The following is a 21,898-nucleotide window of genomic DNA, read 5'->3' as shown; positions in this document are numbered from 1 at the left end:
CTTTCAGATCTGTTTTTTGCTATTTGGTACTTTTTTTGACTTTTTGAGAATAAAGAATTATATGATAATTAATGGAAAATTAATAAATTAAGGAGGAGAAAAAATGACAACTTTTCTGATTGGACTAGCAATACTTATTATTGGCGGACTTATTTATGGAAAATACTGTGAGAGTGTTTTTGGTCCTGATGATAGACCTACACCAGCTGTTACTAAAGCCGACGGTATAGACTATGTAACAATGAAGACATGGAAAAACAGCTTAGTGGAATTATTAAACATAGCAGGTACTGGACCTATTCTAGGACCTATCCAAGGTATTTTATTTGGACCTATAGCATTTTTAACTATACCTCTTGGATGTGTTCTTGCCGGTTCTATGCATGATTATTTCTCTGGAATGATCTCTATGAGAAATGGTGGAGCTCAAATGCCTAAGATGGTAAATAAGTACTTAGGCGGTGGAGTTCATAAAGTATACAATATCATTATGTGGGTATTAATGCTTTTAGTTGGATCCGTTTTTGTTTATACACCTGGAGACTTAATAGTTACTGAGTTAATAGGTCAAGAAGCTGTTGCTTCAAATAATGTATTATGGATAGTATATGGTTGTATATTTGTTTATTATCTAATTGCAACCTTATTCCCAATAGATGCAATTATCGGTAAGGTGTATCCTGTGTTTGGTGGAATTCTTATACTATCAGCTGTTGGGGTTTTTGCAGGAATAATAATGGATGGCGGAGCGAATCTTACAAATTTGGCTTTAAATGCTAACATATTCTCGCAACATCCTTCTAAACTTCCATTTATGCCTATATTCTTTATAACAGTTGCCTGTGGTATAATGTCAGGATTCCACGCAAGTCAAGCAACACTACTTTCTAGAACTGTTAAGACTGAAAAAGAAGGAAAAATGACATTCTTTAACATGATGTTAGTAGAAGGATTTATCGCTATGGTATGGGCTGCAGGAGCTATGATATTATTTAATAGAGGAACAGCTCTTGATACAAATGCAACTCTAATGATAGGTCTTATTTCAAAAGAATTTCTAGGAAGTATAGGAGCAATCTTTGCAATTATCGGAGTTATAGTACTTCCTATAACATCAGGAGATACTGCATTTAGATCTCTAAGACTTATGATTGCAGAGCAATTCAATATAGATCAAAGTGATGCTAAAAAGAGAGTCGCTGTTACTGCTGTTATATTTGTACCAGCACTTCTAATATTAGTATATGCTAAATTAAATCCATCTGGATTTAACATACTATGGAGATACTTTGCTTGGACAAACCAAACAGTTGGAATATTTGCACTGGCAATGATTACAGTTTACCTATCTATTCATAAGAGAAACTATTGGATATCATTAATACCAGGTATGTTATATACATTTGTTATATCTAGTTATATCTTCCATGCTCCTATAGGATTTGGTTTAGAAGGCAGAATTGGTTCTATGTTTGGACTTAGTCCAGATAGTTATATGATTTCTTATGTATTAGGTGCAATTTGTGTAATACTTTATACAGTTGGTATTTTTAAAAGAGCTTCCAATAAGGAAGAACAAATTTTACAAAATGCATTAGATTAAAATAGTATATAATTTAAACAGGATTACTTTTGAAAGTAATCCTGTTTTTTTGTATGAGTACAGCAATAAATGCTTAAAGGGACTATTCTTGATATTAGTGATAGTCCTTTCAATATTTAGTGAAAGTTTGTATTTGCTTTTACTTTCTATTTTGCTTCAACCTTGTCTTGTTTTAAAATATCTCTTATTTCTTCTAATAAAAGTTCTTCCTTTGATGGTTTCGGTGATGCTTGTGGTGCAACTTCTTCCTTTTTCTTAAAGGAACTAATAGCTTTTATAAACATAAATATTGAAAAAGCGATAACTAGAAAATCAAAGGTAGTTTGAATAAATTGTCCATATTTAATTATTATTGCTTCTCTACCTTCTATAGGAATAGCATATTCAAGAGCAGTAAAATTAACTCCTCCAATTATAAGTCCTAGAATAGGCATAATAATATCGTTTACTAAGGAAGTTACAATTTTGCCAAAAGCTCCCCCAATAATAACCCCAACTGCTAAATCTAAAACATTACCTTTTAGTGCAAATTTTTTAAACTCATTTAACATGAAAATCCCCTCTTTATAATAATTTTATTTGTTTTATCCTCTTATTAAATCTTTTATTCGTTTCTGTATATATTTTAAATCATAAGATATAAAATCTTTTTTTCCATTCACAATTATCGCTTCATCATCTATTCTATATTTTATAGTGAAATATCTCTTTTCTGCCTCTTCATTTATTTTATCACCATAATTATCATACTTTTCATATTTCCACTGTCTTCCCTCTTGATAAATAATAAAATTCAACTTACCTTCTTCTAAGTCTTGTTGTATTTCTTCCACTAATTCCTGTAATCTCATTTAAAAACCTCCTGATAATATCAGTTTATCTTTTACATAATTAAGATAATAAACTTTTGTGTTCCATATGTCAATAGGTTGAAATATAAATCATTATATATCATACGTTCTGATAATAATTTAAAGTATACTACTCATTAATTTGGATAAGATAATATAGTTATTGTTTTAAATTAGTACCTTGCATTAATAGGAGAAAAGAAAAAACTCACTAATGATTTAGTGAATTTTTTCTTTCTATTATCTTTATTCTTATATATTACGAATCTTAAAACCATTCTTTTATTAGAACTCTATAAAAAAACTACAAGTCTAAATTTTCAATAATATAATCAATAACCTAACTCCTTATTAACAATGATTACATGAATCCTTCCTTTAGCACTCTGTCTCTTAATTACTGTATATTCATTACAGATTCTACCCTCGATTTTGCAATCCATGCAATGCCCTACCTTTGTACAAGGATTATTTTTGTGAAGCCTTATATTATTAGCAGGGGCTGCTGTCTCCTCAACTCTTGAAATAGCCTGCTCTATATTTTTTACTAACTTATTGATTCCTACTACTACTATAACTTGATCTGGTCCATATAGCATGGCCGCTACTCTGTTCCCATTTCCATCTACATTATAAAGTTCGCCATTTTCAGTAATAGCATTACTGCTTGTTAAATATGTATTAGCAAAAAAACTCTGTCTAAAAATTTCCTTCATATCTGTAGGAGTTATACCTTCTTTATATCTATCTAAAAGTTTATAATTGCCCTTCCTAAGAAGATCAATAGCACCTATTTCAAAAAGTGTCATAGAACCTCCGATTCCTACTAAGCTTCCTTCTTCTACTAACTCTTTAATTTTTTCCAAAGCTTCCTTTCCTGTTTCTACATAATATCCACTCATATTGTTCTTTTCTAATTTTTTTATGGTTCTTTGTACTCTAGCATCTACAATAAATTTAGCGTTTGAATCCATTGTTTTTCACTCTCCATTTTTATACTATTGTACCATATAAAAATTATAATCTCAAAATTGAACTACAATCATATAATTTTTAGTAAATATAATAAAACAATAAAAAACACCAGCTCTTAAGCTAGTGTAATTAATATTTAAAGTGAGCAAATCTATAAGCCGAGTTCTGTATTAATAAAAACGGCTATTTTTCAATACTTTGCTGCATCTTAATGTATTGAAAAATACAGGTTTACGAACATAGTAGTATTTTATCAAAACTAAGCATATTTTTATAAAATTTGTGGACCGGTGGCAAAATGGTGGCAGAAAGTTTATCTAAAAAATATTATCTAGAGCAGGAGAATCGTTTCTCCTGCTTTATTAATTTCTATAGTAATCTTTCCTATAGTTCCCTACAACTTTTGGATGGGTAGCAAGTGGTTGACACATTATAAATATTATCGATAAAGCATACAGCTATTATAGAAAAATATTATTATAAATCCAATAATCGACAGTATATTATATGTTATAATTGTTATGTTCAAAAATATTGTCAAATATAGGGAGGAAAAAATGATAAAAATGAATTTGAAAAGATTAGCATTATTATTAACAATTGTTATGGCCTTATTTTTAATTACAGGTTGTAGTGGTGAGAAAGGCACAACTGACATTCCTATAAATAATGACGAAAATATAACATCTGAAGAATTTGACCCAAATACAGATTTTGATAAGATACTTGAAGAAGCTAAGGGATCTACTGTTAACTTTTATGGTTGGGGTGGAGACGAAGATAGAAATAGATGGTTAAACCAAACTGTTGCTCCTGTACTAAAAGAAAAATATGATATTACCTTAGAAGTTGTTGGAATGGATATCGACAATATATTAGCTAAGTTAGCAGGTGAAAAGCAAGCTGGTTTAAAAGAGGGAACCATTGATATGATATGGATAAATGGAGAGAATTTCTATTCTGCTAAAGAAAATGATTTATTATTTGGATCTTTTGCAGAACAGTTACCTAATTTTGAGAAATACATAGATGGTGATGATGTAGAAGTTAAATATGACTTTGGATTTCCAATAGAAGGTTATGAAGCACCATATGGTAAAGCACAAATGGTATTTATTAATGATAGTGCTATTACTGAAGAAACACCAAGAAATGCAGAAGAATTCATGGAATATGCTAAAAAGTATGAAGGCAGAATAACTTATCCTGCATTACCTGATTTTACAGGAAGTGCTTTTGTAAGAACATTAATCTACGATATAGTTGGACATGAACAATTCTTAGACATGGAAGCAAATAAAGAAGTAGTTAAAGAAGCAATAGAGCCTGCCTTAGAATATTTAAGGGAGCTGAATAAATATCTATGGAACCAAGGAAAAACCTTCCCTGCAACTTCAGGAGAAGTTGATAATATGTTTGAAGATGGTGAATTGGTAATGACTATGAGTTATGGCTCATACTCAGCAGCTGTAGGTATTGAAAAAGGCATATATAACGATACTGTACAAACTTTCTTATTTGACAAAGGTACAGTAGGAAATACGAATTATATAGCTATAGCTAATAACTCACCTAATAAGGCTGCAGCTATGGTAGCAATTAACGAAATTATTTCAGCTGAGATACAAGCTACTCAATTTAAAGAGTTAAGATCATTACCAGTAGTTTCTTATGACAAATTAACTGATGAAGAAAAAGCTAGATTTGACAATATTGATATAGGAAAGGGAGCTTTACCACAGGATGAACTTCTTAGTAAGCGTTTACCAGAAATGCCAGCTAACATCGTTCCTATAATAGAACAACTTTGGTTAGAAGAAGTGGTTGGTAAATAACAGTAGTAGTTTTTTAAAATTATTAGGAGTGAAAAATTATGAATAAAAAAACACCCTATATACTTATAATGCCCATAGTATTATTGGGTGTTCTTTTTATATTTGGCGTTGCAAATGGAATAATTCAAAGCTTTGGGTACATTCCAGCTTTTAATCTTACAAATATAACTTTAGATTATTATATTGAAATGCTTAATAGTCCTATCTTCCTTGATTCCTTAAAGGTAAGTTTACAAATATCTATTATATCCTCTGTATTATCAGTGATTTTAGGTATCATGCTTACAGTTGCATTAGTATATACAGGACATACTGAGGGTAAAGTACTTCAAGTAATCAAACTAGCTATACTTATACCTCATACTATAGTAGCGTTATTTTCAATAAGTATACTCTCTCAAAATGGTTTGCTTGCTAGGTTTTTTTATAAGTTAGGATTAATAAATGCACAAAGAGATTTTCCATTGCTATTATATACAAAAAATAACCTTGGTATTATCTTAGGCTATATGTGGAAAGAAGTACCCTTTGTTGCATACTTTAGCTTAGCTCTAATGTCTAGTGTAAATAAGACTTTGGGAGAAGCTTCTGAAAACTTAGGTGCATCTAAATTAAAGACTTTCTTTTATATAACTCTACCTCTAAGTATGCCTGCTATAAGAAAAGCTTTCTTGATTATTTTAATGTTTTCCTTTGGCGCTTATGATTTACCATTTTTATTGGGAGCAACTGTTCCAAAGGCATTACCTGTACAAGCTCATATTGAATATATCCATCCTGATTTACGCCATAGACCTTATGCTATGGCTATGAATGGATTAATACTAATAATAACCTGGACAATGGCGGGACTATATTATTTAGCAACTAAAAAGAACAAAATTAAAGGTGATATTCATGAAAGATATTAATTCAAATAAACTATTGAAGCTTTTCTTATATCTTGTTTTATTTACAATACTAGCACCTATGGTAATACTTCTTTTTTGGACTTTTACTAGTAGATGGCCTTGGCCAAATTTGCTGCCAGAAACTTATTCATTTAGGGCTATTAAGGAGATATTTGCACCTCATACAAAAGTCTTTCAAACTCTATTTTCAAGTATATTATTATCATTATCTGTAGCAATTTTATCAGCTATTGTAGGTACAATGACTGCTAGAGCATTAACTTTATACGATTTTGTAGGAAAAAGTCTAATAGATTTTTTGAGCATTGCACCAATTCTAGTGCCTGGAACTGTATTTGCTATGGGCATACATGTAGTATTTATAAAGATGTCACTCTCTGATACAGTATTAGGAGTTATAATAGTTCATTTGATATATACTCTGCCTTATTCTATAAATATAATGAGAGATTTAACAGAATCTATAGGAGAACAAATGAAGCTGCAAGCTTATGTATTAGGAGCGTCTCCTTTGAAATCATTTATATATATTACATTACCACTACTTACACCAGGAATAATGGCAAGTATTAGCATGGCTTATATCGCCTCATTTAGCCAGTATTTCTTAACTTTATTAATAGGTGGAGGAAGAGTTAAAACAATCAGTGTACTTATGGTGCCATTTATAGCAAAAGGAGACCGTTCCCTAGGTTCTGCCTATGCCCTAGTATTTGTAATATCTACACTTTCAGTTTTTGTAATAATAGATAGAATTATAAAAAGATTACCATATCAAAATAAGGGAGGGGGAATATAATTGGAATTAGAACTAAAAAATATATCTGTCACATTATCTAATAAAAAAATACTAAAATCTATAAATTTAAAAGTTGAAAATGGGGAATTTATCTCACTTTTAGGTGCTTCAGGATGTGGAAAAAGCACTATGTTAAAAACAATAGCAGGAATAATAAAGCAAAGTGAAGGCTCAATATTATTAGGTGGAAACATAGCAGATAAAATACCAGCTTACAGAAGAAGGACAGTTATTGTTTTTCAAGATTTTAGATTATTTCCACATATGACAGTTTTAGAAAATATAAGCTTTCCCCTAAAAATGCTTTGTATTCATAAAAGTCAACGTAGAAAAGAAGCAATAGAATTGCTTAAGAAAGTTAAATTAGAAGGTTATGAAGATAGACATGTTAATAAAATGTCTGGTGGACAAATGCAACGAGTTGCTCTAGCCCGTGCACTTGCCGCAAAACCGATCGTATTGCTTTTAGACGAACCTTTCTCTAGTCTTGATATTAATTTGAGAAAAGATATGAGAGAGTTAGTTTTAAAGCTACAAAGAGAATATAAGATAACCACCATACTTGTAACTCACGACCAAGAAGAAGCCCTTACTATGTCTGATAGAATAGCTTTTATGCATAATGGTCATATAGAGCAATATGATACACCAGAGAATATATTTAAAAATCCTGTAAATACCATAGTAGCTGATTATTTTTTAGAAGGAGCATATATTCATGGAGAAATAATAAATAATAAATTTATTAGCGATTTATTTAACTTCAATATAAATAAAGAAAATGGAAAGTACAAATGCCTTATAAGACCATTAGCAGTAAAAGTAAATAAAGATGATAATAGTAATTTCGAAGTAATAGAGAAAGTATATCAAGGTGATAATTATTTACTTAAGCTAAATAATACTAGTAGCAATTTAGGATTAGAAAGTATTGTCCCAGACTCTGTGGATATTGTAGAGGGGGATAGGGTTAATATAGAATTAGAAAAAGATAAGCTTATTTTCATACGTGAATAATAGGCTTATCTTTAAGTTTTAAATTAGTGTTTTTCTCCAAAAATCTTATATTGTTCATATACATGTTCTATGTATTCATCTATATCTCTTATTTTTGGTATAATAACTTTCCTCATCTTTCCTTTTCCAAGTAGCAAGCCTTTTTTCATACCTTCCTCATCTGGAGCAATATCTATAGTGTTTTCTATAAATAAATGTGGATTTAAAAGGGCTGCTGCGGCTAATATATCCCAAATATATATTCCTTTATTTTCAAAGACTTTTTGCTCTCTATCAAACCAATATTGACTCTCAGCAAAGAGCCATCTTTCAAAATCATTTCCCTCTTTTAGTTTATTAAATCTTTCTCTAGTAAAAAATCCGTCTAAACAAGTATTTCCTGTAGCTATAATAATATTTTTTCCATATTCTAATACATTTAGGGCTGCTTTATAATTACAAGAAAAATTTAATTCATTTAAAATTTTATTGTTTATTATTAATGGTTCAGTTATCCCACCCATTAATGAAATATCTTTTATTTTTTCATAAAAATTATTATCTATCTGCCAAGCATGGTATAAATTCGTTAAAGAGCCTGTTGCCAGTATAGATAATTCTCCATTATACTTATCTGCCATCTCTACTAGAAATTTTGCAGCTTCATTATCTTTATAAGAATCCTCTGAACCTTTATAAACTGGAATTTGTGAATATCCAATATTTTTCATAAAAGAAATTGTGTTTGGATATACAATATCCACTTTATTGTTTCCAAATGTTGTATTTATCCCTAAGACTTCTGTGTCCTCTTGAGCTAAAGTATATATGATTGCAAGACCGTCATCTATATCACAACCATCTATGGAAAAAGTATTATCACAATCTATTATTATTTTTCTAGCCATAGTATCACTCACTTTCCTATTTGTATAGATCTGCAATTACTTCAATATCTTCTCCTTTTCTATACATATATTGTAGTCTTTGCATTCTTGCCATTGTCATAAGTCTACCTTTTTTTACAAATCGTCTTTCTGAGGTTTCAATTGTTGTTTTTGCTAGAGCTATTTTCTCCCCATCAGCTTTTATATCCATTGACAATTGGTAGTCTTCCATAAGGGGTATCTGTGCAAATCCTCCCAATTCATAGAAATAACTTCTATCTATAAATATTCCTTGATCGCCAAAGGCTATATTTCTTAGTCTAACTCTTAGATTGGACATAAAACCACATAATTTCATAAGAATACTTCTACTATTAAATCTTAATTTAAAACAACCAACTTTATGTCCTTGGCTAATTATTCTGTGGATTTGGTTTAGAGCATCACTAGGCAAAAAACTATCGGCATGTAAAAATAAAAGTATATCCCCCTTTGCGAGTGTTGCTCCATAGTTCATTTGATGAGATCGACCTTTTTTGGGAGAGTAGACAATTCTATGTTTTTCTTCAATTATTCTATTAGTTCCATCATTACTTCCACCATCTACAAATATAATTTCGCAATGATCTTTAAACTGCTTTAAATTATCTATTAATTTATTTATTGTAAGGGCTTCATTATATACTGGAACAATAATTGAAATTTTCTTGTCTAATTTAATATTCATTTAAATACTCTTCCTTTATCATGTCTAAAAACCCACTAGACAAATAAGATTTAATTTTCTGATAGGTATAGTCATTTGATATAAGCTTGTCTGGATCTTGATACTCTACATAGGCCATAGCACACCAAGTTATGCCTCTTAGACAATTCATAGATAGATAATTCTTTACAGAATCCCAAAGTTCTCTTTCATCTTTGTATTGATTAGAATTTTTACAATACTCCTTTATAAAAAAATAGATTTCTTCTCTAGATAAAATAATATCTGTTTTCCAAAATGTTGTTGTAGGTGTTAAAAAATGTCCTAAATCCTGTGCTGGATATCCATATAACGGCTTTTCCCAGTCTACTATGTAATTGTTTTTATTTTCTCCATTTATAAGGAAATTTCCTGAGTTTAACTCTGTATTTATTATAGTTCTATTTCCTATATCTATAGTCTTTATATTTTTTCCCTTTTCTAGTAAGTATTCTATATTATCTTTAGTATTTATATCCATATATTTTGATAGTTTATATTTATCAAACATCTTCAAACATTCTTCATAGATGGCTTCTATTGGATTTTCTGGTTTTAGTAGATTATTAGTTTTTGATATAGATTCATTGTGAATATCTGCTAAAGCCTCTGCTGCAAATTTTAAATCTTTTTTATAGTCCAAATGCTTTCCTGGAAGATACTCCATAACTAAAAAACCATAAGGTATTAGTTCTTTTCTATCATCACAATAAATGGGCCTCGGAGTTCTATTAGTTTTATTTAGTAATTCTAAAGCTTCATACTCATATCTAATTTGGTTATTTAGATCCATCTGACTATCTGTTGCTATTCTAAGTACTAATTTTTTATTATAAGTTTTTGAATTAAAAATATAGTTAATATTATATTCTCCCTGACCTAAAATAGAAAATGCTTCCTTATCTTCTATACCAAATCTTTCTAGAAAATCCTTGTCTTTTCTTAAGTTATCTAAACTAATTCTATTCATTCTTATCACACTTTCCCATAACTTCCTTAACTAGCTTTCTTGTATTGTCGCAAGAAATACTCTCGTCTTCTTTTAATATTTTATGCAACCTTAAAAAATCGCCCTTATCATCTATATCTAATTGAATATTTCCTTTTCCATAAGATCTTCCAGTACTTTTTATTTTATCTATAGTCTCTTCAAACACTGAGCTTGTACTATATCTTATATTGAATATGTCTGGATTTTCTTCCTTCATTCCAATTAAATAATATCCGCCATCATAGGTTGGAGAAATAACGATATCTTTTGTTTCCAATATACTAAAAGCTATTTCTATATCTTTTTTATTTAATAAAGGAAGATCACTCCCGATAAGTGCTACATTTCTGTATTCTTTTAAAGAAAATAATATAGCATTGTGCATCTTTTCTCCTAAATCTTTTCCTTCTTGTTTCAAGAAATATATGCCTTTATGTGTAATGCTTTTTAAAACTTCCAAATCTCCATGTTCTGAATAATTGATTATTATATCTATTCCCATACTTCTTATATTATTATATATATCCTTTATAAAAGCTGTCTGAAGCTTTACACATAATTCCTTGCTTAAAAAAGGTTCCAATCTTGTTTTGTTTTTACCTAAGGTAGGTATTCGTGTAAAAAAAATAATTACTTTATCTTTCATTGCCTTTTTCCTTAACTTTATTAGCCTCTCTTGAATGATATATACTTCTTATTAAGACAATAAATATTGATAATGCAAATAATATAAGAAGTCCAGTTACTAATAATTGTGCTCCCCCCGTTAGCATGCCTCCAACATATGAATAAACTATAGTGGCTGGCAATTGTCCTATACCAGTTGCTATAAAAAACGGTATGAAAGCCATAGATGTGAGACCTGCTGCATAACTTACAATATCAAAAGACATAAAAGGAAGGAGTCTTGCTATTAATATGGAATGTTTTCCGTATTTTTCAAAGAAGCTATCAATACTTTCTAATCCTGCCTTACTAGTTAATTTCTCTACCATATCCCTACCTAAAATACGGGATATATAGAAACATAATAAAGCTCCTAACATTGCACTTGACCAAGATAATATAGCCCCTTGCCACCATCCAAACAAATTTGCATTGGCAAATGTAATTAAAAATGCTGGTAAGGGTGCCACTACTGATTGGAAAACCATTAACGCTGCCGAAACTAGCATTGCATAGGCCCCATATTCATCAATAAAATCCCTGACTACTTCAAAATCTCCACTTGCAAACATTGCAGATATATTATTCACTAATCCCTTTATACTAGGGTTAAAAAAATACAATAAAATAGATATTAAAATTATACCTATAAGAATTATTTTTGACTTATGTTTTAATAATTTCTCTTTCATAGTTCACCCCAACTAAAAAGTATTTTTTCTTGTTACTTGATAAATGGCTATTCACTTAAATTTCTTCAAATGAATAGCCATTTATATATCAATTACTCTAAAAGTCCTTTATAAGCGTCTCCGCCTTCTTCCCAAGCTTTCATACCGCCTTCTACTGTGTAGATTTGATCTTTTGATATTCCCATCTCTATCATTAAATCTGTTGCTTTTTGTGCATATGATTTACCAGAATAACAAACTAAGGCATATTTATCTTCAGCATTACCAACTTCACTTCCTGTTACTTCTTGAAGTGTCTTTTTTAAATTCGCTATTCCTGTTGCATCATCTCCACCTTTATTAGCAGCGTCTTGATCTGCCGTATAAGCACCAACGATATGACTTGCGTTATAATCCTCTACTTTTCTTACATCTAGAATAATATACTCATCTGCTCCTGATTCTATGGATGTTTTTAAATCTTCTACTCCTATGTATTGCATTTGATTTTGATTTGTCGCTTCCTTTTCTGCTTGTCCACATGCTACCAATAATAATGATAATATTAGTAGAATAGGAATTAATTTTAGTGATTTGTTTTTCATTGTATTCATCCCCCATAAAGTATTTTCTTACCGTATACATTTTATAATAAAGCATATCTGATGACAAATAGATATTATTTATATATTTTATCCCTCATATTGAGATTTTTAATAATCCTAGATATATATTTTCAAAATTCATAAAACATAATGCCTAATTATAACTAAATTTTATTATTATCGAAAGCTTCTCCTCTTTCTGATATTCCAATTATTTTATTTAAAATACCCTTTTGTTTAATAATATAAGAACATCCTATTAGTACAAATAACACCAACACTGCCTTTAAAAGCTGCACTAAATTTGAGTTTCCTACTTGATTTCCTATATTTATATAGACCATAACTCCTGGTATTATACCTAAAGCAGTTGCACCTATATAATCGACATATGGAATTTTTGTAAGTCCAGCTCCATAGCTAATAACATCAAAGGGAACTAATGGAATTAACCTTAGTACTAATACAGAAATAAAGCCTCTCTTTTCAACTGCATTAATAACTTTAATTTTATTGTGTTTTAAAAACTTCTCTAATATACTTTGGCCTAAAAATCTCGAAACAAAAAATGCAAGAGTTGCAGCAAAAATTGCTCCTATTATAGTATAAAGTGTTCCGTAAAAGAATCCAAAAATCATTCCTCCTGATATAGCTAAAACAGAATCAGGAAATAAGGTTAATGCTGATAGTGTAAACATAATTGTATATACTAAGGGAGCTAATTTTCCATATGATAACACATAGCTTTTCACATCTTTTACAGTAGCATTTTCAAATATTCCTCTACTATTTAGAAAGTAAGCTATCATAATTATAGCTATTATAAGTATTACTTTAAAACTATTCTTTAATTTGGGCTTAATCATATATACCTCCTGTAATCAGTGTCTATAACTATTATAAGATGATACATATATTAAAAACAAATTCATATACTCTATGGATCAAATCCTAAGTATTGATTTTCCCTATAGTTAATTTTAAATCAAGCAAATTATAAATTAAAGCCTAATACTTTTTTAATAATATAATGGCGAGATGAAAAAATAGCTAGCTACAAATATTTATATAAGAAACAATCACTTATTTTTTAAAATAATAATAGCCTAATTTACTATTATATATTTCTATTTGACTACCTATAAATAATCATATAATATGATATCTGCAGTTAAAACTAAGATTGAAATACTAATATTTAGGGAGGATATTCTATGAAAGGAAAATTACTTAGTATATTTCTTTGGATTGCAATGATTTCTATATTTATAACAGGTTGTACTTCTAATTCTGTTTCTGATTCTAAACCAGAAGAAGTTATTCCAACTGAGAAAACTTCTGTGGAACCTGTAGAAAAAACAAAGGTTTTTGTTCCTGCAGATTGGGTAAAAAGTGTAATCGATGGAAATCACCCAGAATCAGAAAATTACGTAATAATTGAAGCATCTTGGGGAGATGTTAAGGATAACAAAGACTACTTAGCAGCTCATATACCAGGAGCTGTACATTTAAACACAGATGATATTGAAGAACCAACTTATTGGAATATAAGAACAGGAGAAGAAATAAAGAAGGTTATGGCCGATTATGGTGTAACAAAAGATACAACTGTTATTGTTTATGGCCCTGACTCAGGTGCTGCAAGAACTGCATTTGTATTTCTTTGGGCTGGTGTTGAAAATGTAAAACTAATCGACGGTGGACTTGATGCCTGGACAAATGCTGGATATGCAACTAATGAAGGTATAGAAAATCCAACAGTAACTATAGAAGATTTCGGTGTAACAATACCAGCACATCCTGAGTACGTTTTATCTATGCCTGAAGATGTAAAGGCTGAAATGAATAAAAATGATAAGTTCAGATTAGTTAGTATAAGAAGTTTAGAAGAATTTGAAGGTAAAACAAGTGGCTACAGTTATATAGAAAGAGCAGGCGAGCCACAAGGGGCTGTATGGGGTTATGATGAACCTGACTATCTTAATGAAGATAAAACCTTTATTGATTTTAATGAAGCTGTAGCAATGTGGAATGAACAAGGAGTTACGAAAGATAATGAAATTGCATTTTACTGCGGTACTGGCTGGAGAGCATCTATTCCATGGTTAATGGCCTATGAAAATGGTTGGAAAAATGTAAAATTATATGACGGTGGTTGGTTTACATGGCAGATGGATCCTAATAATCCGGTACAAGCTATTACTCCTGAAGAAGCAACAGCACAGTATAAATAAGTTAATAAAAAATGTCTGATCGCTATAAGGCCTTCAGACATTTTTTTATATATAATTTTATTGATTAAAGTAAACCTAAATCATTAGTCTATTATTTTAATTATTTCCTTTGAAATATACAATACTTTTTATACTTTGTATTAGTGAAATAATTCCTAATGCTATACTAATAAAATAATACGAAAGACAACTTTCGCTTGAATAAAATAAAGTAAAACTTATAAATATAGCCGTTGTTATTACTTCCATTAATACCATATACAAAGCTTTTTTATTAGCAGTATAATTATGCTTTCTTATTAGTCCATATAAAATAATAACAGAGAATACTAATAAAATCCCTATAGAAATATTTCGTATTGTTTGAATAGGATATTGCATCTCCCATTTTTGATTTGTATATATCAAATGTCTCATCATTCCCATTCTTTTTGTAGAGAACATTTGTATGCCATATGCTGCAATCAGAGATAGAACTTGTAGCATTCTTAACATCCAGTAAAAAAACTTATTCATACCATCTACCCCTTGCTTATTTTTTCATTATTAATAAAATATAATGCCTAATTATAACTCCTAGATTTTGGCTTAATGATTAATTAAAGCCTAATTAAATCATAGATTTTCTATTTACTTTTATTTAGCTCCTTTTTACTTTTATAACGATTAACCCAACTATTCATAGGTGTTTTGCCTACTCCAGGCATGTCAGATTTAGAATTCCAAGGACCTTTAAACATTAAATCTAATATATGAATACTCTTTTTGCCACCTCTAACCATAGATTCTCTACAAGCACCACAATAAGTAACAACATAATCTGATTCTACTTCATTTGCTCTTTCTTTCATTATTTGTTTTGTAAGTTCTGGATTAGCAGGCCCTACCATACCACCCTGTCCACAGCACCTAATTATTTTCTCTGATTGGTCGTCTTCTTGAATCTTATAACCTAGATCTTTTATAATACTTCGAGCTCCCTTTTGAATATCTCCATTACGCCTTGTAGCACAGGAATCATGTATTCCAAATACTAGATCACTATTTGCTCCAATATTAATTTTTTCTTCTGGTATACCTATTTCAGGAATAACAGTCCAAAGAGATTTAATTTTAATGTTTGGGCTTTCCTTAGCAATTGTAGTGTAACAAGATTGACAAGCTGTTATTACTTCTGTCACTCCAAGTCTTTTAAATTCATCTTCTAACTCTCCATATCTTTCTTTAAAAGCATCTTCTTGTCCTATTGCTCTAGTCGGCTTACCACAGCACTTAAGAACAACACCTGTACCTGGAAGTTTTTTTTGTAGATATCTTAAAGTTTTACTAACGAGTTTTGGACTATAAGATGATAAACTGCACCCTGGCATAAATACTCTCACAGTTTCTTTATTTTTATCTGACGCTGTAGTTGTAAATACCTTGGAAAAACTTAAGGATTGATGACTCTCAACAGCTCTATGTCCTTTTATTGGAGATTTTCCCTTATTTGCTTTTACTAGTTCTACTCTAATGTCTTTAAATAACTCTTCAAGTTTTAAGTTCTTAGGACAAACCTCTTCACATACACCACATTGATTGCAAGAATAAGGAACAAGTGGATCTATCACCTGTTTATCATTTAAACCATTAAATAGATTCTTAGGATCTGTACAAAAGCTGTCTAACATTTTGCACTCTCTTACACATTTGCTGCATCCTACACAGTCCTTTTTAAAGTCTTCTATTTTTTTTATAAGTTCTTCTGAGAAAATTCCATCTTTTATATTAATCACCTACTTCTCAATTTTTCAAAGGTTATTTATCTATTTTACTTTATCAAACTTTTAGAATGGTATCAATATATTCAGGTTAATTATTCATTTGTTAAATTCTAATTATCATAAACAATAAAACAGTTATGCCACCCAGTTGTAAAAATGGGCAGCATAATGGTGTTTTTAGAGCTTATTTTCCATTTGTTTATATAAAAACTTGTTTTACATAATAAAAAAATCTCCATAAGTTTATGTATATATCATAACTACACTATGGAGATTTTTAAATTATATTATTTACTTATTCAGGATTTATTTCTACTACAACACCATCAGCATGGCTACCTTTCATAGAAATCAGTGTTAATCTCATGTTTTCTTTATAAAGAACTTTCAGATTTTGAAAAGCCATGTGAGTCTATTATTTTTCAACTTCATAACCAGCTTCTTGCCAAGCAACTATTCCTCCAGGAACTCTATAAACATTAGTAAATCCCTGTTCCATAGCTATAACTGCTCCCACATGGCTTCTAGCACAACCAACAAACCCACAGTATACAACAATAGGAGTATCTTTATTTTCACCTAATAAACTGATAAATGCTTGCTTTTGTTCATCTGTAGCATCTGCTAATGTTGTTTTAGGTAACTCTGCGTTTAATGCTCCAAGAATACGACCTTTTTGGAAGCTGTCTGCTGGCATAGTATCAATAATAATCATTTCTTTACCTTCTACTACCCATTTATTAAGGTCTTCAGTAGAAGGTAATTGATATCCGCCATCGCTAGTATCCTTCATAAATTTTATTGTAGCTTTTTCTATTGCTACTTCACTACCATTAGTTGCTGTTCCTACTTTTCCTGCAACAGAGGTTGCTATGCTTGAACATCCAACTAATGCTGCCATTAATAGTACTATTACTAATATTAATCCTAACCTTTGTTTTTTCATTTTTTACCCCCTAATATTAATAAATTCTACTAATTAATTGAATGATACTTATTTAACAAAGTCTAATCGAAAATACAAATGTTAAATTATGTAATTATTTAAAAAATTTATAACGAATTGATAATAGCTCTTCCTCCATGTCCTTAAACCTTCATATAAGAAATCTTCCTACTTGGTATTATTTATTTTATATAAAAAAGGTATTGAAAAATACAGGTTTAAAAACATAGTAGTATTTTTTCAAAACTAAGCATATTTTTATAAAACTTGTGGACCGGTGGCAAAAAACAAAAAAATCCCAACAAGAATGTTGGAATTTCAATATGTGACTAAGTCTATAAGCCGAGTTCTGTGTTAGACGATCATCTATCTAGGCCGGCTGTTACCAGACGGCTCAAGCAACCTACCACGGAACACGACGGGTCGCCGCTTTTTTGTTCCTACTTGGTCTTGCTCCAGGCGGGGTTTACATAGCAGACTAGTCACCTAGCCTCTGGTGAGCTCTTACCTCACCTTTCCAGCCTTACCAGACAGCTACAAGCTGTTCTCACCACAAGCTCAATATTTCTACTGAACAATGGTTCTGGCGGTATCTCTCTGTTGCACTTTCCTTGGGGTCGCCCCCACTGGGTGTTACCCAGCGCCTTACCCTATGGAGCTCGGACTTTCCTCGTTCACAGCATAGCTGTGTCCGCGATCATCTGACTTACTCACAATATTATTTTTTCAAAGTAGATTTTAATCATAGCACTATTTAGTCAAAATGTCAAAATGTAAAAAATGGTATCTATTTATTGTCCATAGCTTCGTTAGCTAATTGGTCTGCCCTTTTATTTAACTCTCTACGTATATGTATAATTTCAAAGCTCTTAAATTTTTTAATTAGTGGCATAACCATATTATACATTGGGATCATTCGTTCGTTTTTAACTTTATATTCTCCTTTAATTTGCTTTACTACTAGTTCGCTATCTAAATAGCATGTTAATTTTTCAATACCAAGGTCTAGAGCTGCTTCTAGTCCACGACTAAGAGCCTTATATTCTGCAACATTATTGGTTTGCTCTCCAACATATTGGCTAATTTCTCTTATTACATTTCCGTCTTTATCTTCTATAAGTATACCTATTCCTGCTATTCCTGGGTTACCCCTAGATCCTCCATCAGTATAAATTATCGCTTCTTTTAAGTCCATCAAATCACCCTTTTCAATATATTTTTAGTTTTATTATTATATGTATAATTAAAGTGTTTGAAAAGGATTAATGTCTATACTGGATGCTATAATATTTACATTCAATCCTCTTTTTCTTACTTCATCAGATAAATAGTCGGCTAAAAAGTTAGCAAAAAATTTTTCGCTATGGTAATGTTCAATATCAATTACATTTATTCCCTGGGAAATTGCATCTTGAGCATCGTGATACTTTACATCTCCAGTAATTACACATTGACAGCCTTTATAGATGGCCGACTGTATAAGATCCGCACCACTTCCATTAATTACAGCTACATTTTCAATAGTAGCTTCTAAATCTCCTGCTACTCTAATATATTTAATATTAATTTGTTCTTTAATTTCTGTTACCAGCTCAGCTAGTGTTTTAGGATTATTTAACCTTCCAACTCTTCCAATTCCACTGGATGATTCTTCATTTTCTATAGGATAAATATTATCTCCTACTTCTTCTAAAATCTTTGTATCTTTTATATTTAATCTATCTGCAATATAATCGTTTAATCCTCCAGATGCCGCATCTATATTAGTATGGGCAGCATAAATACTAATATTGTTTTGAATAGCCTTATAAATAAGCTTTCCCTTCATATCTTCCTTTGTAATATTTTTTAATGGAGAGAAAATCATTGGATGGTGAGTAACAATCATATTAACATTATTTTTAATAGCTTCGTCTAAAATATCTTCCGTTATTTCTAGTGCTGTCAAAACAACAGTTACACTATCTTCTTTACTGCCTAATTGTAAACCTACATTATCCCATTTATATGCGTAGCTTAAAGGGGCTAAATTCTCGATAATCTGAGTTATATCGCCTACTTTTATAGACACTCAAGCACCTCCTCTAGTTTTTTTAGTTTAACATTCATCTCTTTTAATTTTTCAACCGAAGGCTCAGAAGCATTATTGGATATGTTTTCTATAACCATTTTTGTTGCCCTTATTTTCCCATTAATATACTCAATAGCTAATGGTTTTGGATTACTATTTATGTGAAATCCAATTTCATAACAAATTTGATCCCTTATTTCTTGTATCCCATGTTTTGCTACAATAATTTCATAAATATGATGGTCCTCTTTAACTAATATGTCCTTTTCTATAGTAAAACCATTGTTTATTAAATACTTTCTTAGTTCTGGCTGGGCTTGCATGGGCTGAAGAATTAAGGTATTAAGTTTTTCTACCACTTTCTTTGAAGTAGTTAATAAATCACTTATTAATAATCCACCCATACCTGCAACAATAACAGTATCTACTTCACCAGGTTTTAAGATTGAAAGTCCACTTCCTAGTCTAGTTTCTGCCTTATCTGAAAGACTATATTTTTTAATATTATTTTCAGCACTCTCTAAAGGCTTTTCGTTAATATCCCCTGCTATTACAAAGGGACTTATTTTATTTTTCAATAAGTATATAGGAATATATCCATGATCTGTTCCTATATCCGCTACAACATCTCCTTCTATAACTTGATCTGCTATTTTTTGTAATCTCGGAGTTAGTCTTATGCTCAATTCTAAATCACCTCTTTTAAATTTAGCTATTAAATTATCATTTACAAAAGGTACCATCATATTTTTTATAAACCTTCCCAAACTAATCGAAAGGAGGTTTTATTATGCCAAATACTAAAAAAAGACCTAAAAAAGTTATACGCCCAGAAGAATTGATAAACTTTAGCTGGGGTGGGACAACCCAAGAATGGGAAGAGCAAGCCGATCAAATAATGCACGTCCTACAAGACCAACTAGATAATCAAGAATCTGATGAAGAACTTCAGAATAAAATAGAGTATGGACTTAGGTGGAACTATTGGCATTAAATATATCCTAAACATTAACTACCTATTTTGTTAGTTTACTACCAAAAATAGATTCGCATTTTTTGCGAATCTATTTTTCATTATATGAGAACGTATAAATTTAAAATTATTGATAACCTCTAAAGAAGTAGAAAATTGGTAGTATTTAAAGCACTTGAAAATTCAGAATAAATTTTGAGTGCGCTATAAGTCGATACAATACTATCAGACAAATTTTTATAAAATGAAACTATATTTTTACTCTAAATAATCCTTTAATTTTTTACTTCGACTAGGGTGTCTTAGCTTTCTTAATGCTTTTGCTTCAATTTGTCTTATTCTCTCTCTTGTTACATCAAACTTTTTACCTACTTCTTCTAAGGTTCTTGCTCTACCATCATCTAATCCGAAACGTAATCTTAATACTTTTTGCTCTCTAGGTGTTAGTGTATCCAATACCTCAACAAGTTGCTCTTTCAATAATGAAAATGCTGCTGCCTCTGCTGGAGCTGGTGCATCATCATCTGGAATAAAATCTCCTAAATGGCTATCTTCTTCTTCACCAATAGGTGTTTCTAAAGAAACTGGTTCCTGAGCAATTTTAAGTATCTCTCGAACCTTGTCCTCTGAAAGATCCATTTCAACCGCAATTTCTTCTGGTCTTGGGTCTCTTCCTAACTCTTGTAACAACTGTCTTGATACACGAATCAATTTATTAATTGTTTCAACCATATGGACAGGTATTCTAATAGTTCGGGCTTGATCCGCTATTGCTCTTGTAATTGCTTGACGTATCCACCATGTAGCATAGGTACTAAACTTAAATCCCTTTTTATAGTCAAACTTTTCTACAGCCTTAATAAGTCCTAAATTTCCTTCTTGAATTAAATCTAAAAAGAGCATACCTCTACCTACATATCTCTTTGCAATACTTACAACTAACCTTAAATTGGCTTCAACTAACTTTTTCTTTGCTTCTTCATCTCCTGCATCCATTCTTTTAGCTAGACTAATTTCTTCTTCAGCAGATAATAAAGGCACCTTACCAATTTCTTTTAAATACATCCTAACAGGATCATCTATATTGACCCCTTTTAGCAAACTAGCATCATCTTCAATATGCTCTTCTATTTCCATCTCCGGTTCTAATGCAGATTCATCAATATCTATGTCTTCATCTGTATCTTCCTTATCACCTACAATATCTATACCCATTGTAGCGAAGTGATCATATATTTCATCTATTTGATCCTTATCTAAATCTACATCCTCTAATGCATCCATAATTTCGGAATAGGTAATCATACCGCGCTTTTTACCTTTTTCTATTAGCTTTTGAATTGTCTGTTTTTTTGTATCTTTTATATTATCCAATG

Annotated in this window: 24 protein-coding genes and 1 other RNA gene; 7 read left to right on the top strand and 18 right to left on the bottom strand. The window is 30.6% G+C overall.

Annotated features, from left to right (window positions below; translation table 11 throughout):
• The first annotated feature begins 103 nt into the window (after positions 1–103).
• A complete protein-coding gene (locus tag KQI88_RS04875) occupies positions 104–1,603 on the top strand; it encodes a carbon starvation CstA family protein (protein ID WP_216415194.1) in 1,500 nt (499 codons plus the stop codon).
• A 146-nt stretch (positions 1,604–1,749) separates the two neighbouring features.
• On the opposite strand, the gene mscL is transcribed toward KQI88_RS04875, so the two are convergent.
• From mscL to KQI88_RS04860, 3 genes are all read right to left on the bottom strand, one after another.
• A complete protein-coding gene (mscL, locus tag KQI88_RS04870) occupies positions 1,750–2,154 on the bottom strand; it encodes a large-conductance mechanosensitive channel protein MscL (RefSeq protein WP_216415193.1) in 405 nt (134 codons plus the stop codon).
• 33 nt (positions 2,155–2,187) lie between these two features.
• Entirely contained in the window at positions 2,188–2,454 is a 267-nt protein-coding gene (locus tag KQI88_RS04865) for a hypothetical protein (protein WP_216415192.1), read from the bottom strand.
• A gap of 332 nt (positions 2,455–2,786) precedes the next feature.
• Positions 2,787–3,428, bottom strand: coding sequence for a lactate utilization protein (locus tag KQI88_RS04860; protein WP_216415191.1), 642 nt, complete (start codon positions 3,426–3,428; stop codon positions 2,787–2,789).
• A gap of 558 nt (positions 3,429–3,986) precedes the next feature.
• On the opposite strand from KQI88_RS04860, the gene KQI88_RS04855 reads away from it, so the two are divergent.
• The 4 genes from KQI88_RS04855 to KQI88_RS04840 are packed head-to-tail and all read left to right on the top strand — an operon-like array spanning position 3,987 to position 7,991.
• Entirely contained in the window at positions 3,987–5,264 is a 1,278-nt protein-coding gene (locus KQI88_RS04855) for an ABC transporter substrate-binding protein (RefSeq protein WP_330656066.1), read from the top strand.
• A 38-nt stretch (positions 5,265–5,302) separates the two neighbouring features.
• Positions 5,303–6,175: an ABC transporter permease gene (locus KQI88_RS04850; protein WP_216415190.1), complete on the top strand. Its 873-nt coding sequence runs from the start codon at positions 5,303–5,305 to the stop codon at positions 6,173–6,175.
• Positions 6,162–6,974 carry an ABC transporter permease gene (locus tag KQI88_RS04845; protein WP_216415189.1) on the top strand — a complete coding sequence of 271 codons (813 nt, stop codon included), beginning with the start codon at positions 6,162–6,164 and terminating at the stop codon, positions 6,972–6,974. Before KQI88_RS04850 ends, KQI88_RS04845 begins: the two co-directional genes overlap by 14 nt.
• Positions 6,975–7,991 carry an ABC transporter ATP-binding protein gene (locus KQI88_RS04840; RefSeq protein WP_216415188.1) on the top strand — a complete coding sequence of 339 codons (1,017 nt, stop codon included), beginning with the start codon at positions 6,975–6,977 and terminating at the stop codon, positions 7,989–7,991.
• A gap of 23 nt (positions 7,992–8,014) precedes the next feature.
• Here the strand turns inward: KQI88_RS04840 and KQI88_RS04835 are convergent, their stop codons facing one another.
• The 7 genes from KQI88_RS04835 to KQI88_RS04805 all read right to left on the bottom strand — a co-directional run bounded on the left by KQI88_RS04835 (position 8,015) and on the right by KQI88_RS04805 (position 13,401).
• Positions 8,015–8,878: a nucleoside hydrolase gene (locus KQI88_RS04835; protein WP_216415187.1), complete on the bottom strand. Its 864-nt coding sequence runs from the start codon at positions 8,876–8,878 to the stop codon at positions 8,015–8,017.
• A gap of 16 nt (positions 8,879–8,894) precedes the next feature.
• Positions 8,895–9,584 (bottom strand): TIGR04283 family arsenosugar biosynthesis glycosyltransferase, encoded by a 690-nt coding sequence (locus KQI88_RS04830; RefSeq protein ID WP_216415186.1) that lies wholly within the window; start codon positions 9,582–9,584, stop codon positions 8,895–8,897.
• Complete coding sequence (locus tag KQI88_RS04825) at positions 9,574–10,572, bottom strand: aminoglycoside phosphotransferase family protein (protein WP_216415185.1); 999 nt, start codon at positions 10,570–10,572, stop codon at positions 9,574–9,576. The genes KQI88_RS04830 and KQI88_RS04825 overlap by 11 nt, the downstream gene beginning before the upstream one ends.
• Positions 10,565–11,239, bottom strand: coding sequence for a TIGR04282 family arsenosugar biosynthesis glycosyltransferase (locus tag KQI88_RS04820; protein WP_216415184.1), 675 nt, complete (start codon positions 11,237–11,239; stop codon positions 10,565–10,567). Before KQI88_RS04820 ends, KQI88_RS04825 begins: the two co-directional genes overlap by 8 nt.
• Positions 11,229–11,951 carry a TVP38/TMEM64 family protein gene (locus tag KQI88_RS04815; protein WP_216415183.1) on the bottom strand — a complete coding sequence of 241 codons (723 nt, stop codon included), beginning with the start codon at positions 11,949–11,951 and terminating at the stop codon, positions 11,229–11,231. Before KQI88_RS04815 ends, KQI88_RS04820 begins: the two co-directional genes overlap by 11 nt.
• 92 nt (positions 11,952–12,043) lie before the next feature.
• A complete protein-coding gene (locus KQI88_RS04810) occupies positions 12,044–12,535 on the bottom strand; it encodes a rhodanese-like domain-containing protein (protein ID WP_216415182.1) in 492 nt (163 codons plus the stop codon).
• A gap of 164 nt (positions 12,536–12,699) precedes the next feature.
• Positions 12,700–13,401 carry a TVP38/TMEM64 family protein gene (locus KQI88_RS04805; protein ID WP_216415181.1) on the bottom strand — a complete coding sequence of 234 codons (702 nt, stop codon included), beginning with the start codon at positions 13,399–13,401 and terminating at the stop codon, positions 12,700–12,702.
• A gap of 348 nt (positions 13,402–13,749) precedes the next feature.
• Here KQI88_RS04805 and KQI88_RS04800 point away from each other — a divergent pair, with 348 nt between their 5' ends.
• Positions 13,750–14,769 carry a sulfurtransferase gene (locus KQI88_RS04800; protein WP_216415180.1) on the top strand — a complete coding sequence of 340 codons (1,020 nt, stop codon included), beginning with the start codon at positions 13,750–13,752 and terminating at the stop codon, positions 14,767–14,769.
• Between the two features lie 96 nt (positions 14,770–14,865).
• On the opposite strand, the gene KQI88_RS04795 is transcribed toward KQI88_RS04800, so the two are convergent.
• The 7 genes from KQI88_RS04795 to KQI88_RS04765 all read right to left on the bottom strand — a co-directional run bounded on the left by KQI88_RS04795 (position 14,866) and on the right by KQI88_RS04765 (position 20,295).
• Positions 14,866–15,285: a hypothetical protein gene (locus KQI88_RS04795; protein ID WP_216415179.1), complete on the bottom strand. Its 420-nt coding sequence runs from the start codon at positions 15,283–15,285 to the stop codon at positions 14,866–14,868.
• 110 nt (positions 15,286–15,395) lie between these two features.
• Entirely contained in the window at positions 15,396–16,544 is a 1,149-nt protein-coding gene (locus KQI88_RS18425; protein ID WP_330656064.1) for a (Fe-S)-binding protein, read from the bottom strand.
• Between the two features lie 403 nt (positions 16,545–16,947).
• Positions 16,948–17,478, bottom strand: a complete 531-nt coding sequence (locus KQI88_RS04785; protein WP_216415178.1) for a rhodanese-like domain-containing protein — start codon at positions 17,476–17,478, stop codon at positions 16,948–16,950.
• 322 nt (positions 17,479–17,800) lie between these two features.
• An RNA gene (gene rnpB / locus KQI88_RS04780) (RNase P RNA component class A) lies at positions 17,801–18,191 on the bottom strand.
• 74 nt (positions 18,192–18,265) lie between these two features.
• Positions 18,266–18,673 (bottom strand): ribonuclease HI family protein, encoded by a 408-nt coding sequence (locus KQI88_RS04775; RefSeq protein ID WP_216415177.1) that lies wholly within the window; start codon positions 18,671–18,673, stop codon positions 18,266–18,268.
• A 48-nt stretch (positions 18,674–18,721) separates the two neighbouring features.
• On the bottom strand, positions 18,722–19,549 hold the full coding sequence (locus tag KQI88_RS04770) for a Nif3-like dinuclear metal center hexameric protein (RefSeq protein WP_216415176.1): 828 nt from the start codon (positions 19,547–19,549) through the stop codon (positions 18,722–18,724).
• Positions 19,540–20,295 (bottom strand): tRNA (adenine(22)-N(1))-methyltransferase, encoded by a 756-nt coding sequence (locus KQI88_RS04765; protein WP_246579107.1) that lies wholly within the window; start codon positions 20,293–20,295, stop codon positions 19,540–19,542. Before KQI88_RS04765 ends, KQI88_RS04770 begins: the two co-directional genes overlap by 10 nt.
• Positions 20,296–20,339: 44 nt before the next feature.
• Here KQI88_RS04765 and KQI88_RS04760 point away from each other — a divergent pair, with 44 nt between their 5' ends.
• Positions 20,340–20,543 (top strand): hypothetical protein, encoded by a 204-nt coding sequence (locus tag KQI88_RS04760; RefSeq protein WP_216415175.1) that lies wholly within the window; start codon positions 20,340–20,342, stop codon positions 20,541–20,543.
• A gap of 237 nt (positions 20,544–20,780) precedes the next feature.
• Here KQI88_RS04760 and rpoD read toward each other — a convergent pair whose 3' ends face one another.
• Positions 20,781–21,896, bottom strand: a complete 1,116-nt coding sequence (gene rpoD, locus KQI88_RS04755; RefSeq protein WP_216415174.1) for an RNA polymerase sigma factor RpoD — start codon at positions 21,894–21,896, stop codon at positions 20,781–20,783.
• Positions 21,897–21,898 lie beyond the last annotated feature (2 nt).

The sequence above is a fragment of the Alkaliphilus flagellatus genome, from assembly GCF_018919215.1.
Taxonomy (GTDB): domain Bacteria; phylum Bacillota; class Clostridia; order Peptostreptococcales; family Natronincolaceae; genus Alkaliphilus_B; species Alkaliphilus_B flagellatus.
The sequence above is the reverse complement of the archived record's forward strand: the minus strand, read 5'-3'. Positions and strand labels throughout refer to the sequence as shown.

Excerpts from the sequence above, each read along its gene's own strand:
- KQI88_RS04875 (WP_216415194.1), top strand. The coding sequence starts at position 104 with ATGACAACTTTTCTGATTGGACTAGCAATACTTATTATTGGCGGACTT.
- mscL (WP_216415193.1), bottom strand. The coding sequence starts at position 2,154 with ATGTTAAATGAGTTTAAAAAATTTGCACTAAAAGGTAATGTTTTAGAT.
- KQI88_RS04865 (WP_216415192.1), bottom strand. The coding sequence starts at position 2,454 with ATGAGATTACAGGAATTAGTGGAAGAAATACAACAAGACTTAGAAGAA.
- KQI88_RS04860 (WP_216415191.1), bottom strand. The coding sequence starts at position 3,428 with ATGGATTCAAACGCTAAATTTATTGTAGATGCTAGAGTACAAAGAACC.
- KQI88_RS04855 (WP_330656066.1), top strand. The coding sequence starts at position 3,987 with ATGATAAAAATGAATTTGAAAAGATTAGCATTATTATTAACAATTGTT.
- KQI88_RS04850 (WP_216415190.1), top strand. The coding sequence starts at position 5,303 with ATGAATAAAAAAACACCCTATATACTTATAATGCCCATAGTATTATTG.
- KQI88_RS04845 (WP_216415189.1), top strand. The coding sequence starts at position 6,162 with ATGAAAGATATTAATTCAAATAAACTATTGAAGCTTTTCTTATATCTT.
- KQI88_RS04835 (WP_216415187.1), bottom strand. The coding sequence starts at position 8,878 with ATGGCTAGAAAAATAATAATAGATTGTGATAATACTTTTTCCATAGAT.
- KQI88_RS04830 (WP_216415186.1), bottom strand. The coding sequence starts at position 9,584 with ATGAATATTAAATTAGACAAGAAAATTTCAATTATTGTTCCAGTATAT.
- KQI88_RS04825 (WP_216415185.1), bottom strand. The coding sequence starts at position 10,572 with ATGAATAGAATTAGTTTAGATAACTTAAGAAAAGACAAGGATTTTCTA.
- KQI88_RS04820 (WP_216415184.1), bottom strand. The coding sequence starts at position 11,239 with ATGAAAGATAAAGTAATTATTTTTTTTACACGAATACCTACCTTAGGT.
- KQI88_RS04815 (WP_216415183.1), bottom strand. The coding sequence starts at position 11,951 with ATGAAAGAGAAATTATTAAAACATAAGTCAAAAATAATTCTTATAGGT.
- KQI88_RS04810 (WP_216415182.1), bottom strand. The coding sequence starts at position 12,535 with ATGAAAAACAAATCACTAAAATTAATTCCTATTCTACTAATATTATCA.
- KQI88_RS04805 (WP_216415181.1), bottom strand. The coding sequence starts at position 13,401 with ATGATTAAGCCCAAATTAAAGAATAGTTTTAAAGTAATACTTATAATA.
- KQI88_RS04800 (WP_216415180.1), top strand. The coding sequence starts at position 13,750 with ATGAAAGGAAAATTACTTAGTATATTTCTTTGGATTGCAATGATTTCT.
- KQI88_RS04795 (WP_216415179.1), bottom strand. The coding sequence starts at position 15,285 with ATGAATAAGTTTTTTTACTGGATGTTAAGAATGCTACAAGTTCTATCT.
- KQI88_RS04785 (WP_216415178.1), bottom strand. The coding sequence starts at position 17,478 with ATGAAAAAACAAAGGTTAGGATTAATATTAGTAATAGTACTATTAATG.
- KQI88_RS04775 (WP_216415177.1), bottom strand. The coding sequence starts at position 18,673 with ATGGACTTAAAAGAAGCGATAATTTATACTGATGGAGGATCTAGGGGT.
- KQI88_RS04765 (WP_246579107.1), bottom strand. The coding sequence starts at position 20,295 with ATGATGGTACCTTTTGTAAATGATAATTTAATAGCTAAATTTAAAAGA.
- KQI88_RS04760 (WP_216415175.1), top strand. The coding sequence starts at position 20,340 with ATGCCAAATACTAAAAAAAGACCTAAAAAAGTTATACGCCCAGAAGAA.